Origin of the sequence: Pseudoduganella sp., assembly GCF_041914865.1 — a bacterium.
Classification (GTDB): domain Bacteria; phylum Pseudomonadota; class Gammaproteobacteria; order Burkholderiales; family Burkholderiaceae_D; genus Rugamonas.
The window spans coordinates 39,682-57,451 of the sequence record NZ_JAYSCO010000010.1; the positions used below are offsets into that span (position 1 = coordinate 39,682).

Sequence of the window (17,770 nt, forward strand, 5' to 3'; positions counted from 1 at the left end):
ATGTTTTTTTGAAGTGCTCCTAGGTAACCTTTGACATACCTCATCAAAGTGTCCTCCCTGGAGAATTCAAAGTGGATCAATCACTGGACTACAACTACAAGGTCGTGAAGCAATTCGCGATCGCCACCATCGTGTGGGGCGTTGTGGGCATGCTGGTCGGCGTCATCATCGCCGCCCAGCTGGCCTGGCCCGCCCTCAACCTCGACATCCCCTGGCTGACCTACGGCCGCCTGCGTCCGCTGCACACCAATGCAGTGATCTTCGCATTCGGCATCAGCGGCCTGTTTGCCACCTCGTACTACGTGGTGCAGCGTACCTGCCAGGTGCGCCTGTTCTCCGACAAGCTGGCCGCCTTCACCTTCTGGGGCTGGCAAGCCGTGATCCTGTCGGCCGTTGTCACCCTGCCAATGGGCCTGACCCGCGGCAAGGAATACGCTGAACTGGAATGGCCGATCTCGATTCTGATCGCCGTGGTGTGGATCGCCTACGCCGTGGTGTTCTTCGGCACCATCATCAAGCGCAAGGTCAAGCACATCTACGTCGCCAACTGGTTCTTCGGCGGCTATATCCTGGCGGTTACCCTGCTGCACGTGGTGAACTCGATGTCGATGCCGGCTTCGCTGTTCAAGTCCTACTCCATGTACTCCGGCGTGCAGGACGCGATGATCCAGTGGTGGTACGGCCACAATGCGGTGGGCTTCATCCTGACCGCCGGCTACCTGGGCATGGTGTACTACTTCATCCCGAAACAGGCCGAGCGTCCTGTGTACTCCTACAAGCTGTCGATCGTGCACTTCTGGGCCCTGATCTTCACCTATATGTGGGCCGGTCCGCACCACCTGCAGTACACCGCGCTGCCTGACTGGGCGCAGTCGCTGGGCATGGTGTTCTCCCTGATCCTGCTGGCGCCAAGCTGGGGCGGCATGATCAACGGCATCATGACCCTGTCCGGCGCATGGCACAAGCTGCGCACCGACCCGATCCTGAAGCTGATGATCGTCTCGCTGTCGTTCTACGGCATGGCCACCTTCGAAGGCCCGATGATGTCGATCAAGACCGTCAACGCACTGTCGCACTACACCGACTGGGGCATCGCCCACGTACACGGCGGCGCGCTGGGCTGGGTTGGCTTCATCACCATGGGCTCGATCTACTACCTGATCCCGCGCCTGGCCGGCCAGGACAAGATGTACTCGACCAAGCTGATCGACCTGCACTTCTGGGTCGCCACCATCGGCGTCGTGCTGTACATCGCCGCACTGTGGATCGCCGGTGTGATGCAGGGCCTGATGTGGCGCGCGGTCAACGCCGACGGCACCCTGACCTACACCTTCGTGGAAAGCGTGAAAGCAAGCTATCCGTACTACGTGGTACGCGTGGTGGGCGGCCTGCTGTACCTGGGCGGCATGTGCGTCATGGCTTACAACGCCTGGATGACCCTGAAAGGCCGCGAAACCCCACGTGCACGCATCCCTGAACTGAGCCTGGCTGCATAACGGAGTTGAATATGAAATTTTCCCATGAATGGATTGAGAAGAATCCCTGGCTGCTGATCGTCCTGGTCACGCTGGTGGTATCGGTGGGCGGCGCGGTGGAGATCATCCCGCTGTTCTTCCAGAAGTCGACCACCGAGCCGGTGGCGGGCCTGAAGCCCTACTCCGCGCTGCGCCTGACCGGCCGCGACATCTATGTGCGCGAAGGCTGCTACACCTGCCACTCGCAGATGATCCGCCCGTTCCGCGCCGAGACCGAGCGTTACGGCCACTATTCGGTGGCGGGCGAGTTTGTGTACGACCGCCCGTTCCAGTGGGGTTCCAAGCGCACCGGTCCCGACCTGGCGCGCGTGGGCGGCCGCTACTCCGACGAGTGGCACCGCACCCACCTGAACAACCCGCGCGACGTGGTGCCGGAATCGAACATGCCGAACTACCCGTGGCTGGCCAAGACCAAGCTGAAGCCGGAGGACGTGGTGCCGAAGATGCGCGCACTGAAGCGCATGGGCGACCCGTACACCGAAGAGGAAATCGCTGCCGCACCGGCCGAACTGGCCAACAAGACGGAAGAGGATGCACTGGTGGCCTACCTGCAAGGCCTGGGCACCGTGATCAAGACGAGGAACTGAAATGGAAAACTTTTTTAGCAATGCGAGCAACGTGATGACGGTGGTTTCCTTCATCACCTTCCTCGGCATCGTATGGTGGGCCGCACGCGGCCGCTGGGACGAGGCCGCGCAGCTGCCGTTCGCTGACGAGGAGAAGAAAAATGGCTGATTTCACCAGTGAATTCTGGAACCTGTACATCGTCGTCCTGACCGTGATCGGCATCGTCGGCTGCGGCGTGCTGCTGTGGTCGCAGTCCTCGGTCAAGGGCGCGGCCCTGAAGTCGGTGGACGGCAAGGTCGGCACCACCGGCCATATCTGGGACGAGGACCTGACCGAGCTGAATACGCCGATGCCGCGCTGGTGGATGTGGCTGTTCTACCTGACCATCTTCTTCTCGATCGGCTACCTGTGGCTGTATCCGGGCCTGGGCAGCTACAAGGGCTCGCTGGGCTGGACCTCGACCGGCGAACACAAGGAAGAACTGGCCAAGGCCGAGAAGCAATACGGCCCGCTGTTCGACAAGTACAAGTCGCAGGACCTGCAAGCCGTGGCGGCCGACCCGCAAGCGCACGCCATCGGCGAGCGCCTGTTCCTGACCTACTGCGCGCAGTGCCATGGTTCCGACGCGCGCGGCAACAAGGGCTTCCCGAACCTGGCCGACAAGGACTGGCTGTACGGCGGCGAACCGAACACCATCAAGGAAACCATCATGAAAGGCCGTCACGGCGTGATGCCGCCGATGGGCGCTGCCGTGGGTTCCGAGAAGGATATCGAGAATGTCGCGCAGTATGTCCTGAGCCTGTCGGACAGCACCCACGACCCGATCAAATCGGTGATGGGCAAGTCCAAGTTCAGCGCCTGCATGGCCTGCCACGGCCCGGGCGGCAAAGGCAACCCGGCACTCGGCGCGCCTAACCTGAGCGACAAGACCTGGCTGTACGGCGGCAGCGCCGAAACCGTGATGGAAACCATCCGCAAGGGCCGCAACAACACCATGCCGGCGTTCGAGGACTTCCTCGGCGAAGGCAAGGTACACGTGCTGGCTGCTTATGTGTGGGGCCTGTCCAACCCGCCAGTCAAAACCGCGATGAAGTAACCAGCGAAGCATCATCATGAACGCCCCCACACCACAAGTCATCAAGATGTACGCCAAGCGCGAGGATATCTTCCCGCGCGAGGTGAAAGGACACTACACCCGCCTGCGCTGGATCTGCCTGATCCTGACGCAGCTGGTGTTCTACGGCGCACCGTGGCTGCAATGGAATGGCCGCCAGGCCATCCTGTTCGACCTGGTGCAGCGTAAGTTCTACATCTTCGGACTGGTCTTGTGGCCGCAGGACTTCATTTACCTGGCGGCCATGCTGATCGCCTGTGCCTGGGGCCTGTTCCTGGTCACGGCGGTCGCTGGCCGCGTCTGGTGCGGGTACTCCTGCCCGCAGACGGTCTACACCGAGATGTTCCTGTGGATCGAACGCAAATTCGAAGGAAGCCGCAGCGCGCAGATGCGCCTGAAGAAGGCGCCGCTGTCGTTCGACAAGATCTGGCGCAAGGGCGGCAAGCACGCCGCCTGGCTGCTGCTTGCGCTGTGGACCGGCTTCACTTTCGTCAGCTATTTCTCGCCCCTGCACGACCTGGCCAGGGAAGCGAAAACCTTCAATTTCGGCCCGTGGGAAACGTTCTGGGTGCTGTTCTACAGCTTTGCCACCTACGGCAACGCGGGCTGGATGCGCGAGCAGGTGTGCAAATACATGTGCCCTTACGCCCGCTTCCAGAGCGCCATGTTCGATCGCGACTCGCTGATCATCACCTACGATGAAAAGCGCGGCGAACCGCGCGGCCCGAAAGCCGAAGGCTCCTGCATCGACTGTTCGCTGTGCGTGCAGGTGTGCCCGGTCGGCATCGACATCCGCAACGGCCTGCAGTACGAATGCATCGGCTGCGCCGCCTGCATCGACGCCTGCGACATCGTGATGGACAAGATCGAGCAGCCGCGCGGCCTGATCCGCTACAGCACCGACCGCGCCATGAAGCAAGGGCTGGGCGCGAAGGAGATCCGCCAGCGCGTGATGCGTCCGCGCGTGCTGCTGTACACCGCCGGCCTGCTGCTCTTCATCAGCGCCGTGTTCACCACGCTGGCGCTGCGCACGCCGCTCAAGCTGGACGTGATCCGCGACCGCGGCTCGATGGGGCGCGAGGTGGAGAACGGCATGATCGAAAACGTCTACCGCCTGCAGATCATGAACACCACCGAGCAGGGCCACACCTACCGCGTGCGCGCCAGCGGCATCGATACGCTGCAGGTGGTGGAGCTGGAAGACGTGGCCGTGGGCCCGACCGAGACGCGCGCCGTGCCGGTGCGCCTGCGCGTGGCGCACGGCAAGGGCGAAACCGGCTCGAACAAGATTGCCATTGAACTGACCGCCGTCGACGACCCGTCGCTGTCGGTCAAGGAAAAGGCGGTATTCATCGTACCGCGCTAAAGGAGCAAAGCATGAACGCAAGCACCGTCCCCGCCGCTGCCGGCCCCTGGTACACCCACCGCTGGCCATGGCTGCTGATGCTCGGTCCCGCCGTGGTGGCGGTGGCCGGCATCGCCACCAGCTACGTCGCCTTCACCAGCCAGGATGCGCTGGTGGTGGGCGACTACTATAAGAAGGGCAAGGCCATCAACCAGGACTTGCGGCGCGACCGTGCCGCCAGCGCCCTCGGCCTGGCCCTGGACCTGGGCTACGACGCGGCGCAAGGCCAGCTGCGCGGCCACATCGGCGCCAAGCAGGCGCTGGACGGCGAGGTGCTGTCGATACGCCTGCAGCACGCCACCCAGCCGGCACGCGATATGGTGCTGCTGGCGCGGCCCGACGCCGCAGGCAACTTCAGCGTGGCGCTGCCGATGCTGGAGCGCTCGCGCTGGCAGGTGCTGGTGGAAGGCAAGGACCGCAGCTGGCGCCTGGAAGGCGCCTGGCAATGGCCGGCGGAACGCGCCATCGCCATCCGCGCCGACGCCGACCCGACCCCGTTGGCCGCGCGCTGAGCGCCGCCTGCTACCCCACCAGGTATTCGCGCGCCAGCGCGCGCGCCCGGTGCAGGCGGCTCTTGGTGGCCGCAGTCGTCAGTCCCAGCTCCTGCGCGATCTCCGCAATGCTCAGTTCCTCAAAGTCGCGCAGCAGCACCACCTGCAGGTAGTCGCGCGGCAGCGATTCCAGCGCCTGCACCACCTCCAGCCGCAGGCTGGCATCGTCGTGCGACGCCAGCCACTGCTCGGCGCGCTCCTCGTCGTACGGATCGTAGTGCAGCACGCGCCGTCCCAGCCGGCGGCACTCGCGCTGCACCACCTTGAACAGCCAGCCGGAAAATGCCGCCAGTACCTTCAAGGACGATAGCCGGCGCGACATCACCAGCAAGACTTCCTGCACCGCGTCGTCCACATCGCTGATCAGGCAATTGCGCTGGGCATAACGGCGGATATCGGGCTGGCACAGCGCCAGCAGTTTCGCCAGCGCCGCCGGGTCGCCGCCGTGCGCGGCCTGCAGCACCGGCTGGTGCTGTTCCTGTAATGCCATCCTATTTCCTCGCCTTATCCAGTGTGCGGCCCACCATGGCGCAAGCCGGGCAGAAGCCAAACAAGCCCGACAGCACGATGCCGCCCGCTGACAGCGCCAGCAGCGTGCCCCACAGCCCGCCCAGGGCCAGCACACTCCAGGCCGCCACGGCCAGGCCCGCCATCACGCGCAGCACGCGCTCCCAGCTTGGTACATTTTTAACATAGAACATTTTGCCACTCCTTTTCTCAGGTGAAGGGAAATTCCTCACCAGCTAAGAGGCGGCAGCCACGCAATTGGATTCTCAGCCACAAAAATAAATTACACTAGCTCACAGCCCCTCGCCCTAAGGACGCAAATGAAGCCTCTCGGGATTAATGTGAAGGTCGCTCTTGCCACCAGCATCACGTCGATCGTGATGATTGCCGTGGTCACCGTGCTGCAGGCGCAACGCCTGCGCCAGGATTTCACCAAGGTGCTGTTCGCCCAGCAGAACGCCATCGTCACCCGCACCGCCGAGGAGCTGGACGACAAGCTGACCGCCCTGCTGGACGTGATCAGCCAGACCGCGCGCAAGCAGCCGCGCCGCCTGCTGGGCGATCCGGCCGCGCTGCGCGACTGGTACGAAGAGCGTGCCATGCTGTCCATCTTCGACGACGTGATCCTGCTCGACCCGAACGGCACCGTGGTGGCCGACGTGCCCCTGATACCGGGCCGGGTCGGCGTGTCGATCGGCGAGCGCGAATACTTCAAACAGGTGGTCGCCACCCGCAAACCGCTGATCGCCGGCCCGGTCAAGAGCAAGGTCAGCGGCCAGCCCATTGTGCAGCTGGTGGCGCCGGTGCTGGACGACCAGGGCAAGGTGGTGGCGGTGCTGGCCGGCGTGCTGCGCCTGTACAAGGACAATATCCTGGGCCACCTGCGCACCGCCAAAGTCGGCAAGACCGGCTATTTCTTCGCCGTCACGCTGGGCGAACCGTCGATCTATGTGGTGCACCCGGAGGCGACGCGCATCCTGCAGCCGCGCGCCGCCAACGCCAACCCGGCCACCACGCGCGCGCTGCGCGAAGGCTTTGAAGGCACGGTGATCAGCACCAACTCCGCCGGCATCCGCAACCTGACCAGCTACAAGCGCCTGAAATCGACCGACTGGCTGCTGGCCACCGTGTTGCCGGTGCAGGAAGCATTCGAGCCGTTCGAAGGCTTGCAGCTGCACCTGCTGGCGTGGGGCATCGCCGCCTCCGTCATCGCCGCCTTGCTGATCGGCTGGATCACGCTGCAGCTGCTGGCGCCGGTGGCCCGGCTGCGCAATGCAATCCAGGAACTGCGTGCCGCGCCAGGCAATTTCTCGCCGATACCGGTGACACGCAAGGATGAAATCGGCGAGCTGACGGAAGCCTTCAACAGCCTGATGCAGGAGCGCCTGGCGGCCGAAGCCCATTCGCGGACCCTGATGGCGGAAGCCGACCTGCGCGCCGCCGAGCTGGAAGTGGAGCGCGACCGGGCCGAGGCGGCCAACCGCGCCAAGAGCGATTTCGTGGCCAATATGAGCCATGAGATCCGCACCCCGATGAATGCCGTGCTGGGCATGGTCTACCTGCTGGGCAATACCTCGCTCAGCGCGCAGCAGCGCAAGTACCTGACCATGATCCGCTCCTCCGGCCAGTCGCTGCTGGGCATCCTGAACGACGTGCTCGACTTTTCCAAGATCGAGGCGCGGCGCATGGAACTGGCGCCGATCGACTTCGACCTGGACGACGCCATGGCCACGCTGGCCACCACCATGACCATGAATGCCGGCGACAAGGAACTGGAGCTGGCCATCGTCGTCGATCCGGACGTGCCGACGCTGCTGCACGGCGACGCGCTGCGCCTGCAGCAGATCCTGACCAACCTGGCCAGCAATGCCATCAAATTCACCGAGCACGGCGAAGTGGTGGTATCGGTCAAGGCGGCGGTGCGGGTGGCCGACCGCGTGCTGCTGTGCTTCGAGGTGCGCGACACCGGCATCGGCATGACGGAGCTGCAGACCACGCAGCTGTTCAACGCCTTCTCGCAGGGCGATGAAAGCATCACGCGCCGCTTTGGCGGCACCGGGCTCGGGCTGGCGATCACGCGCCGCCTGGTGGAACTGATGGGCGGCCAGATCCAGCTCAAGACCATCCCGCATGAAGGCAGCACCTTCAGCTTCGAGCTGTGGTTCGGCGTGCTGCCCGAGCGCAGCGAGGCGCGCCGCAAGCCGGCCATCGGCGCGCTGCATGTGCTGGTGGCGGACGACAACAGCACCAGCCGCAAGCTGATCGTGCAGCTGCTGCAGGCCTGGGGCTGGGATGCCGATGAAGCCAGTTCGGGCGCCTCGGCCCTGCGCCTGTTCCGCGAGCGCCTGGACAGCCCGCATCCCTACGACGTGGTGCTGGCCGACTGGCATATGCCCGGCACCGACGGCCGCGCCGCCGCGCGCGAAATCCGCCAGGCGGCGGACGGCCACCGCCAGCCCATCGTGGTGACTATCAATGCCTTTGCGCGCGCCCAGGTGGACGAGATCGCCAGCGCGCCGGAGGTGGACGTGGTGCTGGTCAAGCCGGTCACCTCATCCAGCCTGTTCGATGCCATGCACCAGGCGCTGGCGGCCACCGGCACCAGCGAGGAAGCGGCGGCGGCCTCCAACGCCCTGGCCAACCGCCTGCACGGCGTGCATTTCCTGCTGGTGGAGGACAACCTGCTGAACCAGGCGGTGGCGCGCGGCATCCTGGAGGCCGCCGGCGCCACGCTCGACGTGGCGGGCGACGGGCAGCAGGCGGTGGATATCCTGCGCGCCGCGGCCAGCCGCTACCAGATCGTGCTGATGGACATGCAGATGCCGGTGCTGGACGGCTTCAGCGCCACGCGCATGATCCGCGACGAGCTGAAACTGGACCTGCCGGTGATCGCCATGACCGCCGGCGTGCTGACGTCCGAACGCCACCGCTGCACCGAAGCCGGCATCACCGACTTCATCGCCAAACCGGTGGTGATCGAGGAAATGATGTCGGTGATCGAGCGCCACCTGCCGGCGCGGCAGGCGCGCCCGGGACTGGCTGCCAACGACGCCCATGCCGCGCCGCCGGAAGCGGCGGCATCGGAACAGGTGTTCAGCATGGACAGCCTGATGCGCGTGATGGGCAAGGACCAGAAAGGGCGCGCGGTCATGTTCAAGATGGTGCGCGGCGCGCTGGAAGGCGGCATGCAGCCGATGGACGACGCCGATGCCGCGCTGCGCTCGGGGCGCCCGGGCGAGGCGGCGCGCATCCTGCACGGCTTGCGCGGCGCGGTGGGCGTGCTGGGCGCCAAGCGCCTGGTGAAGGCGACGTTGGATGCTGAATCGGCCATCCGCGTCGGCAATCCGGACTCGCTGCCCGGCGTGCTGGCGACGGTGCGCTACGAGCTGGAACAGGTGCTGGCGCAGGGCCGGCGCTGGCTGGAGCAGGAGGACGTGTAAGCGCGCGCCTCAAGGGCGCCGGTTGGCCCAGGCGCCGGCCGCCAGGCCGACGCCGAAGGCGGCATACACCAGCAGCAGCGCGGGGCGCGACAGGCGTTCCTCGAAACCGGGCTGCAGGCGCTGCGGCGTCAGCTGGTAATCGGTGAAGCAGGCCACGGCGGTGGCGGCGGCCGCCGCCGTCGCGGTGCCGGCCAGATCCTTCTTGTCCAGCGTCTTGCGGCAAGTCTTTTCAAACAGCGCAGCCCAGAACACGGCGGCGCCATGGTGGATCAGGTAACCGACCAGCGTGTGCTTGAGCGACGGCGCGTCGGCGCGCGTGGCCGGCTTACCCCAGATCCAGTGGCTGACCGCATTCACGCCGGCGAACACGCTGCCGGTTTCCCGCTTGCCGCAGGCGGCCAGCGCCAGCGTCGAGGCCAGGCTGGCCAGGGCGCCGGGCCACATGCCCTGCCTGAGCGCTTTGCTCCAAGAGTCCATGGCGATCCTCCCTTTTCGTGTAATGTCCGGGGACGGGACCACATTAGCGGGAAACGGCAGGGCGTGGCGCAGCGGAGGAAACGCAGCATGGAATACCTGATCGTCAAATGGCTGCACATCCTCTCGTCGACGCTGCTGTTCGGCACCGGCATCGGCTCCGCCTGGTACCTGCTGTTTGCCGCCATCAGCAGGAACGTGCAGGCCATCGCCGTGGTGACCCGCATCCTCGTCATCGCGGACTGGCTGTTCACCGGCGTCACCATGGTCGCGCAGCCGCTGACCGGCTTTTACCTGGTCCACCTGGCGGGCTACCCGATGCGCACGCCCTGGCTGCACTGGTCTGTCGTGCTGTTCGTGGTCGCGCTGCTGTGCTGGCTGCCCGTGGTCTGGCTGCAGATCAGGATGCGCGACCTGGCCGCGCACGCGATGCAGCAGGGCGCACCGCTGCCCGGCCAGTTCTGGCGCTATTTCCGCGCCTGGGTGGCGCTTGGCATCCCGGCATTCTTCGCCTTCATTGCCGTGTTCTACTTGATGGTGGTGAAGCCGTCCTGGGGATAAATCGCCGCGCCGTCCGCCAGCATGGCGACAAAGCCGGCGATGCGCCGGGCCCGCGTTTCGGCGCGCTTGGCCTGGTGCGTGCGGAACAGGATGGCATAGCGGTTCTGCCCACTGAGCCGGGCGAAGTTGGCGCGCGCGGTGGCGTTGGCATCCAGCGCCGCCTGCAGGTCGGGCGGTACTTCGGCCGCGCTCGACGAGTCGTAGGCTGCGTCCCAGCGCCCGTCCTGTTTGGCGCGTTCCACCTCGGCCAGCCCGGCCGGCTGCAGCAGGCCCTTGGCGGCCAGCGCCTGCACCTTCTCGCGGTTGACTTTGGACCAGATGCTGCGTTTGGCGCGCGGGGTGAACTTCTGCAGCCAGTAGTGGGCGTCGATGCTCTTTTTCTGTCCGTCGATCCAGCCGAAGCACAGGGCGGCGTCGAGCGCCTCCGGATACTGCACCGAGCTTTCCGGCGCGCCTTTCTTGGCGATCTTCATCCAGATGCCGGGCGAGGCGGCGTGCTGCTGCGCCAGCCAGTCCCACCATGCTTTGCCGTCTGCGAATAATTGCTGCTCCATTACAGCCTCACTTTACGTGCCACTTCAACAAAGGCTTTGGCGGCGGGCGAGGCCTGCGCCAGGTTGCGCAGCGCCAGCCCGACGCGGCGCCGTACCGGCGGCGAAAACGGCCGCACGGCAATGCCGGGGTGGCTGCTGGCCAGGTCGACCGGCAGCGCCAGCTCCGCCATGCCAGACACGCCGTCGCCGCGCGCCACCATGCCCAGCACCGTCAGCACCTGCGACATGCGGTAGCGCACCTGCGGACACAGGCCCTGCGCCGCGAACAGCGGCTCGATCAGGGTCGAGCAGCCGGCGTCGGGCATGATGAAGGGTTCGGGCGCCAGGTCGTGCGCGGTAAGCGCCGCCTTGGCGGCCAGCGGGTGGCCGGCAGGCAGCAGGGCCACCATCTGGTCCTCCACCAGATCGACGATATCGAAGCGGTCGTCGGGCTGCTGGACAAAGCCGATATCGACGCGGCGGTCGAGGATCCATTGCAGGGTATCGTCGTCGGTGCCTTCGTCGATGCGCACTTCGATGGCCGGATAGCGCTGGCGGAACACATCGAGGATGGCCGGCAGCAGCTTGAGCGAGGACGTGGGGCCGAAGGAGCCGATGCGCAGCAAGCCTTTATTCAGGCCGCTGGCCAGCGCCACTTCCTGCCGCATCGATTCCGCCAGGCCGAGGATCTCGCGCGCGCGCACCAGCAGGCGCTGGCCCAGCTCCGTGACGTCGGCCACGGCGCCCTGGCGTTCGATCAGCTGCACGCCCAGTTCCTGCTCCAGCGACTTGATGGCGTGCGAGACGGCCGATTGGCTGACGCCCAGGCGCAGGGCGGCGGCGGTGAAGCCGCGCAATTCCGCCACCAGGGCAAAGATTTCCAGTTGGGTGAAGGTCATCGATTCCTCATGAGCTTTTACTCATTTCCGCATGAACTGTGATTAGCATTAATGTATAAGCTCCTTCACTGACACGCAAGGCCCACTGCCATGATTTACCTGAAACTGATCGCCTGCACCCTGATCTGGGGCGGCACCTTCATCGCCGGCCATATTGTCTCGAATGCACTGCCGCCGCTGACGGCCGCCGCCATCCGCTTCTCCATCGCGGCGGCGCTGCTGCTGGTGCTGGCGTGGCAGCGCGAGGGCGGCCTGCCGCGCCTGTCCATGCAGCAGCTGGGCGCCACGGCGGCGCTGGGCCTGACCGGCATCTTCCTGTACAACTTCTGCTTCTTCTCGGCGCTGGGCCAGATGGAGGCCAGCCGCTCGGCGCTGTTCATCGCCATCAACCCGATCGTGACGGCGCTGGCCGCCGCCGCCGTGCTGCGCGAGCGCCTGACCTGGCAGAAATGGGCCGGCATCGGCATCGCCTTCGTCGGCGCCGCCGTGCTGATCACGCGCGGCGAGCCGCTGGCTGCCATGCACGACATCAGCCGGTCGATCGGCCTGGGGGAATTGATGATGCTGGGCGCGGTCTCGTGCTGGGCCGCCTACACCCTGGTGGGACGCGCGGCACTGAAAGGCCTGTCGCCGATTGCCGCCACCACCTATGCCTCGCTGTGGGGCCTGGGCTTCCTGCTGATCGCCGCCTCGCGCGAGCTGCCCGGCGTGGCCTGGACTGCGCTGGGCTGGCAGGTATGGGCGTCGGTCACCTACCTGGGCGCCTTTGGCACGGTGGTGGCTTTTGTCTGGTGGTATGAGGGCGTAAAAGCCCTGGGTCCGGCCCGCACGGCAGTGTTCAACAACCTGGTGCCGGTGTTCGGTGTGTCGCTCGCGGCGCTGATGCTGGGCGAGCAGGTGATGGCGTCGATGGTGGCCGGCGGCCTGCTGGTAGCCACCGGCGTCACCATCACCAACCGGTAACGGCTTCAGGCAAAACGCAGGACGTCCGCCAGCGGGCGGCGCGGCTTCTGCGGCCAGTTGCCCTGCGCCGCGTAGCCGACCGCCAGCAGCATGACGGGCACCTCGTCCGGGCCCAGGCCAAAGGCGGCGTGCACCGCCGCCGCGTCGAAGCCCGTCATGGCGCAGCTGGACAGGCCCATGCCTTCGGCGGCCAGGATCATGGTCATGCCAGCCAGCGAGGCGGAGCGCAGGGCTTCATCGCGCTGGGCGCGTTCATCGCCGGCCATGGAACCATGGGCCATGCGCGTCCAGCTGTCGACCACGGGCTGGATAAGTATGCCTTTATCCACAGCCGGTTTCAGCGCCGCCGCCACCTGGTCGTGCGCGCGCAGCGTGCCGCTGATGATGAAGGTGACCGGCGCATCCGCAACTTTCTGCTGTCCGAAGGACAGGTCGCGCAACTTCTCGCGCGCTTCCCGCGAGCGCACCGCGACAAACTGCCAGTTCTGCACGTTGAAGGCAGAAGGCGCCAGGGTCGCCAGGCGCACCAGTTCCGCTACTTGCGCGTCGCTCACCGGCGCCGCCGGGTCGAAGTAATTGGCCGAGACGCGCGCTTCGATCAAGTCCTTGATGGAGCTGGCCATTATTTCACCTCCTGCATTTTCAGCTGCAGGGTCAGCACGCTGCCCAGCACCACGGCCAGGCCGGCGAGGGCGGTGCCGCCCAGGGCCTGGCCCAGCAGGGCCCAGCCCAGTACCACGGCGGTGGCCGGGCTCAGCAGGCCAAGCGAGGACACGGCCACCGGCGACAGGCGGGTCAGGCCACGGAACCAGAGCAGGTAGGCCAGCAGCGCACCCACCAGCGACAGGTAGGCGTAGCCCAGGATTTCACTGGTCGCCAGCGACGGCGGGAAGGGCGGGTCGGCCAGCAGCGCCAGCGGCGCCAGCATCAGGCCGCCCAGCAGCAGCTGCCAGCCGGCCAGTTCGATCACCGGCAGGCCGGTTTTCCAGCGGCGCGCCAGCCAGTTGCCGGTAGCCATGCTGAGCGCGCCAATCAAGGCGGCGGCGACGCCGATGGCGTCCCATTGCGCATTCGGCGACAGCAGCAGGGCGGCCATGCCGGCCACGCCGGCGACGGCGGCCAGCATCGCCACCAGCTGCGGGCGGCGGCCCTCCCAGCCCCAGGCCAGGCCCATGATCACGATGGGCTGGATGGCGCCTAGCACGGCGGCGAGGCCGCCCGGCAAACGGTAGGCGGCGACGAACAGCAGGGCCTGGAAAGCGCCGATATTCAGGGCGGCCAGGGCAGCGACCTTGGCCCACAGGTGGCGCGGCAGCATGCGGCCGGCAAACAGCACCAGCAGCAGGCCGGCCGGCAGGGCGCGCACGGCGGCGGCGGTAAACGGCCGCCCGGCGGGCAGCACTTCGGTCACGATGACGTAGGTGGAACCCCAGATGGCGGGGGCCAGCGCGGTCAGCGCGGTGTCCAATAGCGGGAACTTTTTCATGGTAGCCAGATTTATCTTGAAATCGAGATATTCAGAAGTGTAGCAGATTTATCTTGAAATCGAGATAAATGGTTATAATCGTCCCCATAGCCTTTTCGGAGACCGCTGTGGATAAAGTCGATTTTTTCCTGGAGCAATGGGCGCGCGAGATGCCCGACCTGGATGTGGGACCGATGGGCGTGATCGGGCGCCTGAACCGCTGTTCAGCGCTGATGCACCGCCGGCTGGACGCGACGTTCGAGCAATTCGGCCTGAGTACCTGGGAGTTCGATGTGCTGGCGTCGCTGCGCCGCTCGGGCGCCCCTTACCAGCTGGCGCCGACCGCCCTGTTCTCGCAGCTGATGGTCACGTCCGGCACCATGACGCACCGCCTGCAGAAGCTGGAAGCGGCCGGCTGGGTGCTGCGCAAGCCGAACCCGGACGATGCGCGCAGCATGCTGGTGCAGCTGTCGCCGTCCGGGCTGGAACTGGTGGAACGCGCCCTGCTGGCGCACGTGGAGAATGAAAAGCGCATCATGGCCCCGCTGGAGGCCGATGCGGCGGCGTCGCTGGATACGCAGCTGCGCCGCTTGCTGGCGATGCTGGAGCCTGAGGCTCCCGGCAGTTCCGCTTAAGCCGGCGCCTTGAAAGCGCCAACCTGGGCGCCGATGCGAGCGCCCATGGCCTCGCCCAGTGCCTGCAGGCCGCTGAGCGGGCGCACCATCACTTCGAAGTCGACGATCTTGCCCGCTTCGTTGAAGCGGATGAAGTCGATGCCCTTCAGCTGCTTATCGCCGACATTGGCGCTGAACTCCAGCACCACGCTCAGGCCATCGTCGGTGGCCAGTTCGCGGTGGTAGGTGAAGTTCTCGAACACCTGGTAGGCGGTGTTCAGCACCAGCACCACCGCCTGCGCGCTGGCGTAAGGCTTGTTGGCCACCGGCGAGCGGAATACCGCATCCGCATCCACAATCGAGGGCAGGGCGGACAGGTCGCCGCTGGCGACCATGCGGTGCCAGCTTTCAAGCGATGCTGCGACGGCGGGTTGCAACTGCATGGGCTTACTCCTTAAATGGCGGCAGCCAGTCGGGTGCCTTGGTTGATGGCGCGTTTCGCATCCAGTTCGGCGGCCACGTCGGCGCCGCCGATCAGGTGAACCTTGCAGCCGGCGTCCAGCAGGCCTTGCTGCAGCTCGCGCAGCGGCTCCTGGCCGGCGCAGACAATCACATTATCCACAGGCAGCACCTGCTGCTGGCCTTCCACCGTGACGTGCAGGCCGGCGTCGTCGATGCGGTCGTAGCTTACCCCGGAATGCATGGCCACGCGCTTGGCTTTCAGGCCGGTGCGGTGGATCCAGCCGGTGGTCTTGCCCAGGCCGTCGCCGACCTTGCTGGTCTTGCGCTGCATCAGGTGCACCTGGCGCGGCGATGGATGCACTTGCGGCGCGCGCAGGCCGCCGCGGTCCTTGTACTGCTCGTCGATGCCCCATTCGGCGAAGAACTTCTCCGGCACCAGGCTGGCGCTCTTGCCTTCGTGGGTCAGGAATTCGGACACGTCGAAGCCGATGCCGCCGGCGCCGATCACCGCCACGTTCTTGCCGACCGGTGCACCGTCGCGCAGCACCTGCAGGTAGCCCAGCGCTTTCGGGTGGTCGATGCCTTCGATCGGCGGGGTGCGCGGCGTGACGCCGGTCGCCAGCACGATGTCGTCGTAGCCGCCGGCGGCCAGGGTCGGCGCGTCGACGCGGGTGTCCAGGTGCAGTTTGACGCCGGTCAGCTCGATCTGGCGGCCGAAGTAGCGCAGGGTTTCGTTGAACTCTTCCTTGCCAGGCACGCGCTTGGCGACGTTGAACTGGCCGCCGATCTCGCTGGCGGCGTCGAACAGGGTCACGTCATGGCCGCGCGAGGCGGCGGTGGTGGCGAAGCTCAGGCCCGCAGGGCCGGCGCCGACCACGGCGATGCGCTTTTTCTGCTGCGCCGGGGCGATAACCAGCTCCGTTTCGTGGCAGGCGCGCGGGTTGACCAGGCAGGACGTGATCTTGCCGGAGAAAGTATGGTCCAGGCAGGCCTGGTTGCAGCCGATGCAGGTGTTGATTTCGGCGGCGCGGTCTTCGCGCGCCTTTTGCATGAAGAAGGCGTCGGCCAGGAAGGGGCGCGCCATGGAGACCATGTTCGCAGCGCCTTCGGCCAGGATGCCTTCGGCCACTTCCGGCGTGTTAATGCGGTTGGTGGCCACCAGCGGGATGCCGACCTTGCCCATCAGGTTCTTGGTGACCCAGGCGAAGCCGGCGCGCGGCACCTTGGTGGCGATGGTCGGGATGCGCGCTTCGTGCCAGCCGATGCCGGTGTTGAGGATGGTGGCGCCGGCCTTTTCAATGGCTTGCGCCAGCTGCACCACTTCCTCCAGCGAGGAGCCGCCTTCCACCAGGTCCAGCATGGACAGGCGGTAGATGATGATGAAGTCCTGGCCCACGCGCTCGCGCACACGGCGCACGATTTCGACCGGGAAGCGCATGCGGTTTTCATAGCTGCCGCCCCATTCGTCCGTGCGCTGGTTGGTGCGGGCGGCGATGAATTCGTTGATCAGGTAGCCCTCGGAGCCCATGATTTCCACGCCGTCGTAACCGGCTTCGCGCGCCAGCACGGCGCACTGGGCGTAGTCTTCGATGGTCTGCACCACCTCTTCGCCGGACAGCTCGTGCGGGGTGAACTGGTTGATCGGCGCCTTGATCGCGCTCGGGGCCACCAGTTTCGGGTGGTAGGCGTAGCGGCCGAAGTGCAGGATCTGCATGGCGATCTTGCCGCCTTCCGCGTGCACGGCGGCGGTCACCTTGCGGTGCTGCGCCACTTCTTCGCCGGTGGTCAGCTTGGCGCCCGCTTTCCATGGCCGGCCCGCTTCATTCGGGGCGATGCCGCCGGTGACGATCAGGCCCACTTCGCCGCGCGCGCGCTCGGCATAGAAGGCCGCCATGCGCTCGAAGCCGTTCTCCTCCTCTTCCAGGCCAACGTGCATGGAACCCATGATCACGCGGTTTTTCAGGGTGGTAAAGCCCAGGTCGAGGGGGGAGAGAAGGTGTGGGTAGCGGTTCATTGGCGTCCTCATTATGCAACTAGTTGCACAAATATAGCCCGGAGGCAGCGTCTATGCAACTGGTTGCATAAAGAATTGTTGCGGGCCTGCCGCGCGCTCAGGCAAGATGGTGCCAACTTCACCATGTTTTCCTGCCATGTCTTTGCCTCACGCGCTGCTGACCTCCCTTTCCGAACGAGCCGGTTCCGGTTCGGAACTGGCCCGGCGCTTCGATAAGTCCATCGGTTTTTTCTGGGCTGCCACCCACCAGCAGATTTACCGCGAACTGGCGCGGCTGGAGGAAGCCGGCTGGATCGAGTCCCTGCCCGCCGAAACGGGCCGCGGCCGCAAACGCGTCTACCAGGTCCTGCCGGCCGGTACCGCCGAGCTGCGGCGCTGGATCGCCGAGAGCGAGGAGCCGCGCCCGCAGCGCGATGCGCTGATGGTGCGTATCCGCGCCGAGGCGGCGGTGGGCCCGGCGGGCCTGGCCGATGAAATGCGGCGCCACCTGGCCCTGCACGAGCAGAAACTGGCGCTGTACCGCAGCTTCGAGGAGCGCGACTTTGCCAGCGACACGGATTCGCGCGAGCGCCGCCTGCAATACGTGCTGCTGAAAGGCGGCATCGCGCAGGAGGAGCTGGCGATCAATATGGCGCGCGAAGCTTTGCGCGTGCTGGAAGGCTAAGG

Annotated in this window: 20 protein-coding genes; 11 read left to right on the top strand and 9 right to left on the bottom strand. The window is 66.0% G+C overall.

Translation table 11 applies throughout. From position 1 onward, the window contains the following. Positions 1-71 precede the first annotated feature (71 nt). Genes ccoN through ACE3TQ_RS07205 form a run of 6 tightly spaced genes read left to right on the top strand, consistent with a single transcriptional unit; the run spans position 72 to position 5,133 of the window. Positions 72-1,496, top strand: coding sequence for a cytochrome-c oxidase, cbb3-type subunit I (ccoN, locus tag ACE3TQ_RS07180; RefSeq protein ID WP_374581331.1), 1,425 nt, complete (start codon positions 72-74; stop codon positions 1,494-1,496). A gap of 11 nt (positions 1,497-1,507) precedes the next feature. Then, positions 1,508-2,122 carry a cytochrome-c oxidase, cbb3-type subunit II gene (gene ccoO, locus ACE3TQ_RS07185; protein ID WP_374581332.1) on the top strand — a complete coding sequence of 205 codons (615 nt, stop codon included), beginning with the start codon at positions 1,508-1,510 and terminating at the stop codon, positions 2,120-2,122. A 1-nt stretch (position 2,123) separates the two neighbouring features. Continuing rightward, the gene (locus tag ACE3TQ_RS07190) at positions 2,124-2,270 is read left to right on the top strand and encodes a CcoQ/FixQ family Cbb3-type cytochrome c oxidase assembly chaperone (RefSeq protein ID WP_161024142.1); all 147 of its coding nucleotides are present in this window, start codon (positions 2,124-2,126) and stop codon (positions 2,268-2,270) included. Further along, positions 2,263-3,198, top strand: coding sequence for a cytochrome-c oxidase, cbb3-type subunit III (gene ccoP, locus ACE3TQ_RS07195; protein WP_374581333.1), 936 nt, complete (start codon positions 2,263-2,265; stop codon positions 3,196-3,198). The genes ACE3TQ_RS07190 and ccoP overlap by 8 nt, the downstream gene beginning before the upstream one ends. Positions 3,199-3,214: 16 nt before the next feature. Further along, on the top strand, positions 3,215-4,582 hold the full coding sequence (ccoG, locus tag ACE3TQ_RS07200; protein WP_374581334.1) for a cytochrome c oxidase accessory protein CcoG: 1,368 nt from the start codon (positions 3,215-3,217) through the stop codon (positions 4,580-4,582). A gap of 11 nt (positions 4,583-4,593) precedes the next feature. Further along, positions 4,594-5,133, top strand: coding sequence for a FixH family protein (locus ACE3TQ_RS07205; RefSeq protein WP_374581335.1), 540 nt, complete (start codon positions 4,594-4,596; stop codon positions 5,131-5,133). Positions 5,134-5,143: 10 nt separating this feature from the next. Here ACE3TQ_RS07205 and ACE3TQ_RS07210 read toward each other — a convergent pair whose 3' ends face one another. Together ACE3TQ_RS07210 and ACE3TQ_RS07215 are read right to left on the bottom strand one after the other, a co-directional pair. Next, positions 5,144-5,662, bottom strand: coding sequence for an RNA polymerase sigma factor (locus ACE3TQ_RS07210; RefSeq protein ID WP_374581336.1), 519 nt, complete (start codon positions 5,660-5,662; stop codon positions 5,144-5,146). Position 5,663: 1 nt separating this feature from the next. After that, positions 5,664-5,873, bottom strand: a complete 210-nt coding sequence (locus ACE3TQ_RS07215) for a DUF2892 domain-containing protein (RefSeq protein WP_374581337.1) — start codon at positions 5,871-5,873, stop codon at positions 5,664-5,666. A 126-nt stretch (positions 5,874-5,999) separates the two neighbouring features. Here ACE3TQ_RS07215 and ACE3TQ_RS07220 point away from each other — a divergent pair, with 126 nt between their 5' ends. Continuing rightward, a complete protein-coding gene (locus ACE3TQ_RS07220; RefSeq protein ID WP_374581338.1) occupies positions 6,000-9,119 on the top strand; it encodes a response regulator in 3,120 nt (1,039 codons plus the stop codon). A gap of 9 nt (positions 9,120-9,128) precedes the next feature. On the opposite strand, the gene ACE3TQ_RS07225 is transcribed toward ACE3TQ_RS07220, so the two are convergent. Next, positions 9,129-9,596, bottom strand: a complete 468-nt coding sequence (locus ACE3TQ_RS07225; protein WP_374581339.1) for a hypothetical protein — start codon at positions 9,594-9,596, stop codon at positions 9,129-9,131. 87 nt (positions 9,597-9,683) lie between these two features. Between ACE3TQ_RS07225 and ACE3TQ_RS07230 the strand changes: the two genes are divergently transcribed. Further along, on the top strand, positions 9,684-10,154 hold the full coding sequence (locus tag ACE3TQ_RS07230; RefSeq protein ID WP_374581340.1) for a DUF2269 family protein: 471 nt from the start codon (positions 9,684-9,686) through the stop codon (positions 10,152-10,154). On the opposite strand, the gene ACE3TQ_RS07235 is transcribed toward ACE3TQ_RS07230, so the two are convergent. Beyond that, complete coding sequence (locus ACE3TQ_RS07235; RefSeq protein ID WP_374581341.1) at positions 10,121-10,708, bottom strand: YdeI family protein; 588 nt, start codon at positions 10,706-10,708, stop codon at positions 10,121-10,123. The genes ACE3TQ_RS07230 and ACE3TQ_RS07235 overlap by 34 nt on opposite strands. After that, positions 10,708-11,586 (bottom strand): LysR family transcriptional regulator, encoded by an 879-nt coding sequence (locus ACE3TQ_RS07240; protein ID WP_374581342.1) that lies wholly within the window; start codon positions 11,584-11,586, stop codon positions 10,708-10,710. Before ACE3TQ_RS07240 ends, ACE3TQ_RS07235 begins: the two co-directional genes overlap by 1 nt. A gap of 90 nt (positions 11,587-11,676) precedes the next feature. Between ACE3TQ_RS07240 and ACE3TQ_RS07245 the strand changes: the two genes are divergently transcribed. After that, positions 11,677-12,549 carry a DMT family transporter gene (locus ACE3TQ_RS07245; protein ID WP_374581344.1) on the top strand — a complete coding sequence of 291 codons (873 nt, stop codon included), beginning with the start codon at positions 11,677-11,679 and terminating at the stop codon, positions 12,547-12,549. 5 nt (positions 12,550-12,554) lie between these two features. Here ACE3TQ_RS07245 and ACE3TQ_RS07250 read toward each other — a convergent pair whose 3' ends face one another. Both ACE3TQ_RS07250 and ACE3TQ_RS07255 read right to left on the bottom strand, forming a co-directional pair. Next, positions 12,555-13,172 (bottom strand): nitroreductase family protein, encoded by a 618-nt coding sequence (locus ACE3TQ_RS07250; RefSeq protein WP_374581345.1) that lies wholly within the window; start codon positions 13,170-13,172, stop codon positions 12,555-12,557. Further along, entirely contained in the window at positions 13,172-14,035 is an 864-nt protein-coding gene (locus ACE3TQ_RS07255) for an EamA family transporter (protein ID WP_374581346.1), read from the bottom strand. Before ACE3TQ_RS07255 ends, ACE3TQ_RS07250 begins: the two co-directional genes overlap by 1 nt. Before the next feature lie 68 nt (positions 14,036-14,103). On the opposite strand from ACE3TQ_RS07255, the gene ACE3TQ_RS07260 reads away from it, so the two are divergent. Further along, a complete protein-coding gene (locus tag ACE3TQ_RS07260; protein WP_374581347.1) occupies positions 14,104-14,649 on the top strand; it encodes a MarR family winged helix-turn-helix transcriptional regulator in 546 nt (181 codons plus the stop codon). Here ACE3TQ_RS07260 and ACE3TQ_RS07265 read toward each other — a convergent pair. Continuing rightward, complete coding sequence (locus ACE3TQ_RS07265) at positions 14,646-15,071, bottom strand: nuclear transport factor 2 family protein (protein WP_374581348.1); 426 nt, start codon at positions 15,069-15,071, stop codon at positions 14,646-14,648. The two genes, ACE3TQ_RS07260 and ACE3TQ_RS07265, sit on opposite strands and share 4 nt — an antisense overlap. A gap of 11 nt (positions 15,072-15,082) precedes the next feature. Continuing rightward, positions 15,083-17,104 (bottom strand): FAD-dependent oxidoreductase, encoded by a 2,022-nt coding sequence (locus ACE3TQ_RS07270; RefSeq protein ID WP_374581349.1) that lies wholly within the window; start codon positions 17,102-17,104, stop codon positions 15,083-15,085. Positions 17,105-17,240: 136 nt separating this feature from the next. Between ACE3TQ_RS07270 and ACE3TQ_RS07275 the strand changes: the two genes are divergently transcribed. Then, the gene (locus ACE3TQ_RS07275) at positions 17,241-17,768 is read left to right on the top strand and encodes a PadR family transcriptional regulator (RefSeq protein ID WP_374581350.1); all 528 of its coding nucleotides are present in this window, start codon (positions 17,241-17,243) and stop codon (positions 17,766-17,768) included. The last annotated feature ends 2 nt before the right edge of the window (positions 17,769-17,770 follow it).

Coding starts and splice junctions, on each gene's coding strand:
- ccoO (WP_374581332.1), top strand. CDS start 1,508: ATGAAATTTTCCCATGAATGGATTGAGAAGAATCCCTGGCTGCTGATC.
- ACE3TQ_RS07190 (WP_161024142.1), top strand. CDS start 2,124: ATGGAAAACTTTTTTAGCAATGCGAGCAACGTGATGACGGTGGTTTCC.
- ccoP (WP_374581333.1), top strand. CDS start 2,263: ATGGCTGATTTCACCAGTGAATTCTGGAACCTGTACATCGTCGTCCTG.
- ccoG (WP_374581334.1), top strand. CDS start 3,215: ATGAACGCCCCCACACCACAAGTCATCAAGATGTACGCCAAGCGCGAG.
- ACE3TQ_RS07205 (WP_374581335.1), top strand. CDS start 4,594: ATGAACGCAAGCACCGTCCCCGCCGCTGCCGGCCCCTGGTACACCCAC.
- ACE3TQ_RS07210 (WP_374581336.1), bottom strand. CDS start 5,662: ATGGCATTACAGGAACAGCACCAGCCGGTGCTGCAGGCCGCGCACGGC.
- ACE3TQ_RS07215 (WP_374581337.1), bottom strand. CDS start 5,873: ATGTTCTATGTTAAAAATGTACCAAGCTGGGAGCGCGTGCTGCGCGTG.
- ACE3TQ_RS07220 (WP_374581338.1), top strand. CDS start 6,000: ATGAAGCCTCTCGGGATTAATGTGAAGGTCGCTCTTGCCACCAGCATC.
- ACE3TQ_RS07225 (WP_374581339.1), bottom strand. CDS start 9,596: ATGGACTCTTGGAGCAAAGCGCTCAGGCAGGGCATGTGGCCCGGCGCC.
- ACE3TQ_RS07230 (WP_374581340.1), top strand. CDS start 9,684: ATGGAATACCTGATCGTCAAATGGCTGCACATCCTCTCGTCGACGCTG.
- ACE3TQ_RS07235 (WP_374581341.1), bottom strand. CDS start 10,708: ATGGAGCAGCAATTATTCGCAGACGGCAAAGCATGGTGGGACTGGCTG.
- ACE3TQ_RS07240 (WP_374581342.1), bottom strand. CDS start 11,586: ATGACCTTCACCCAACTGGAAATCTTTGCCCTGGTGGCGGAATTGCGC.
- ACE3TQ_RS07245 (WP_374581344.1), top strand. CDS start 11,677: ATGATTTACCTGAAACTGATCGCCTGCACCCTGATCTGGGGCGGCACC.
- ACE3TQ_RS07250 (WP_374581345.1), bottom strand. CDS start 13,172: ATGGCCAGCTCCATCAAGGACTTGATCGAAGCGCGCGTCTCGGCCAAT.
- ACE3TQ_RS07255 (WP_374581346.1), bottom strand. CDS start 14,035: ATGAAAAAGTTCCCGCTATTGGACACCGCGCTGACCGCGCTGGCCCCC.
- ACE3TQ_RS07260 (WP_374581347.1), top strand. CDS start 14,104: ATGGTTATAATCGTCCCCATAGCCTTTTCGGAGACCGCTGTGGATAAA.
- ACE3TQ_RS07265 (WP_374581348.1), bottom strand. CDS start 15,071: ATGCAGTTGCAACCCGCCGTCGCAGCATCGCTTGAAAGCTGGCACCGC.
- ACE3TQ_RS07270 (WP_374581349.1), bottom strand. CDS start 17,104: ATGAACCGCTACCCACACCTTCTCTCCCCCCTCGACCTGGGCTTTACC.
- ACE3TQ_RS07275 (WP_374581350.1), top strand. CDS start 17,241: ATGTCTTTGCCTCACGCGCTGCTGACCTCCCTTTCCGAACGAGCCGGT.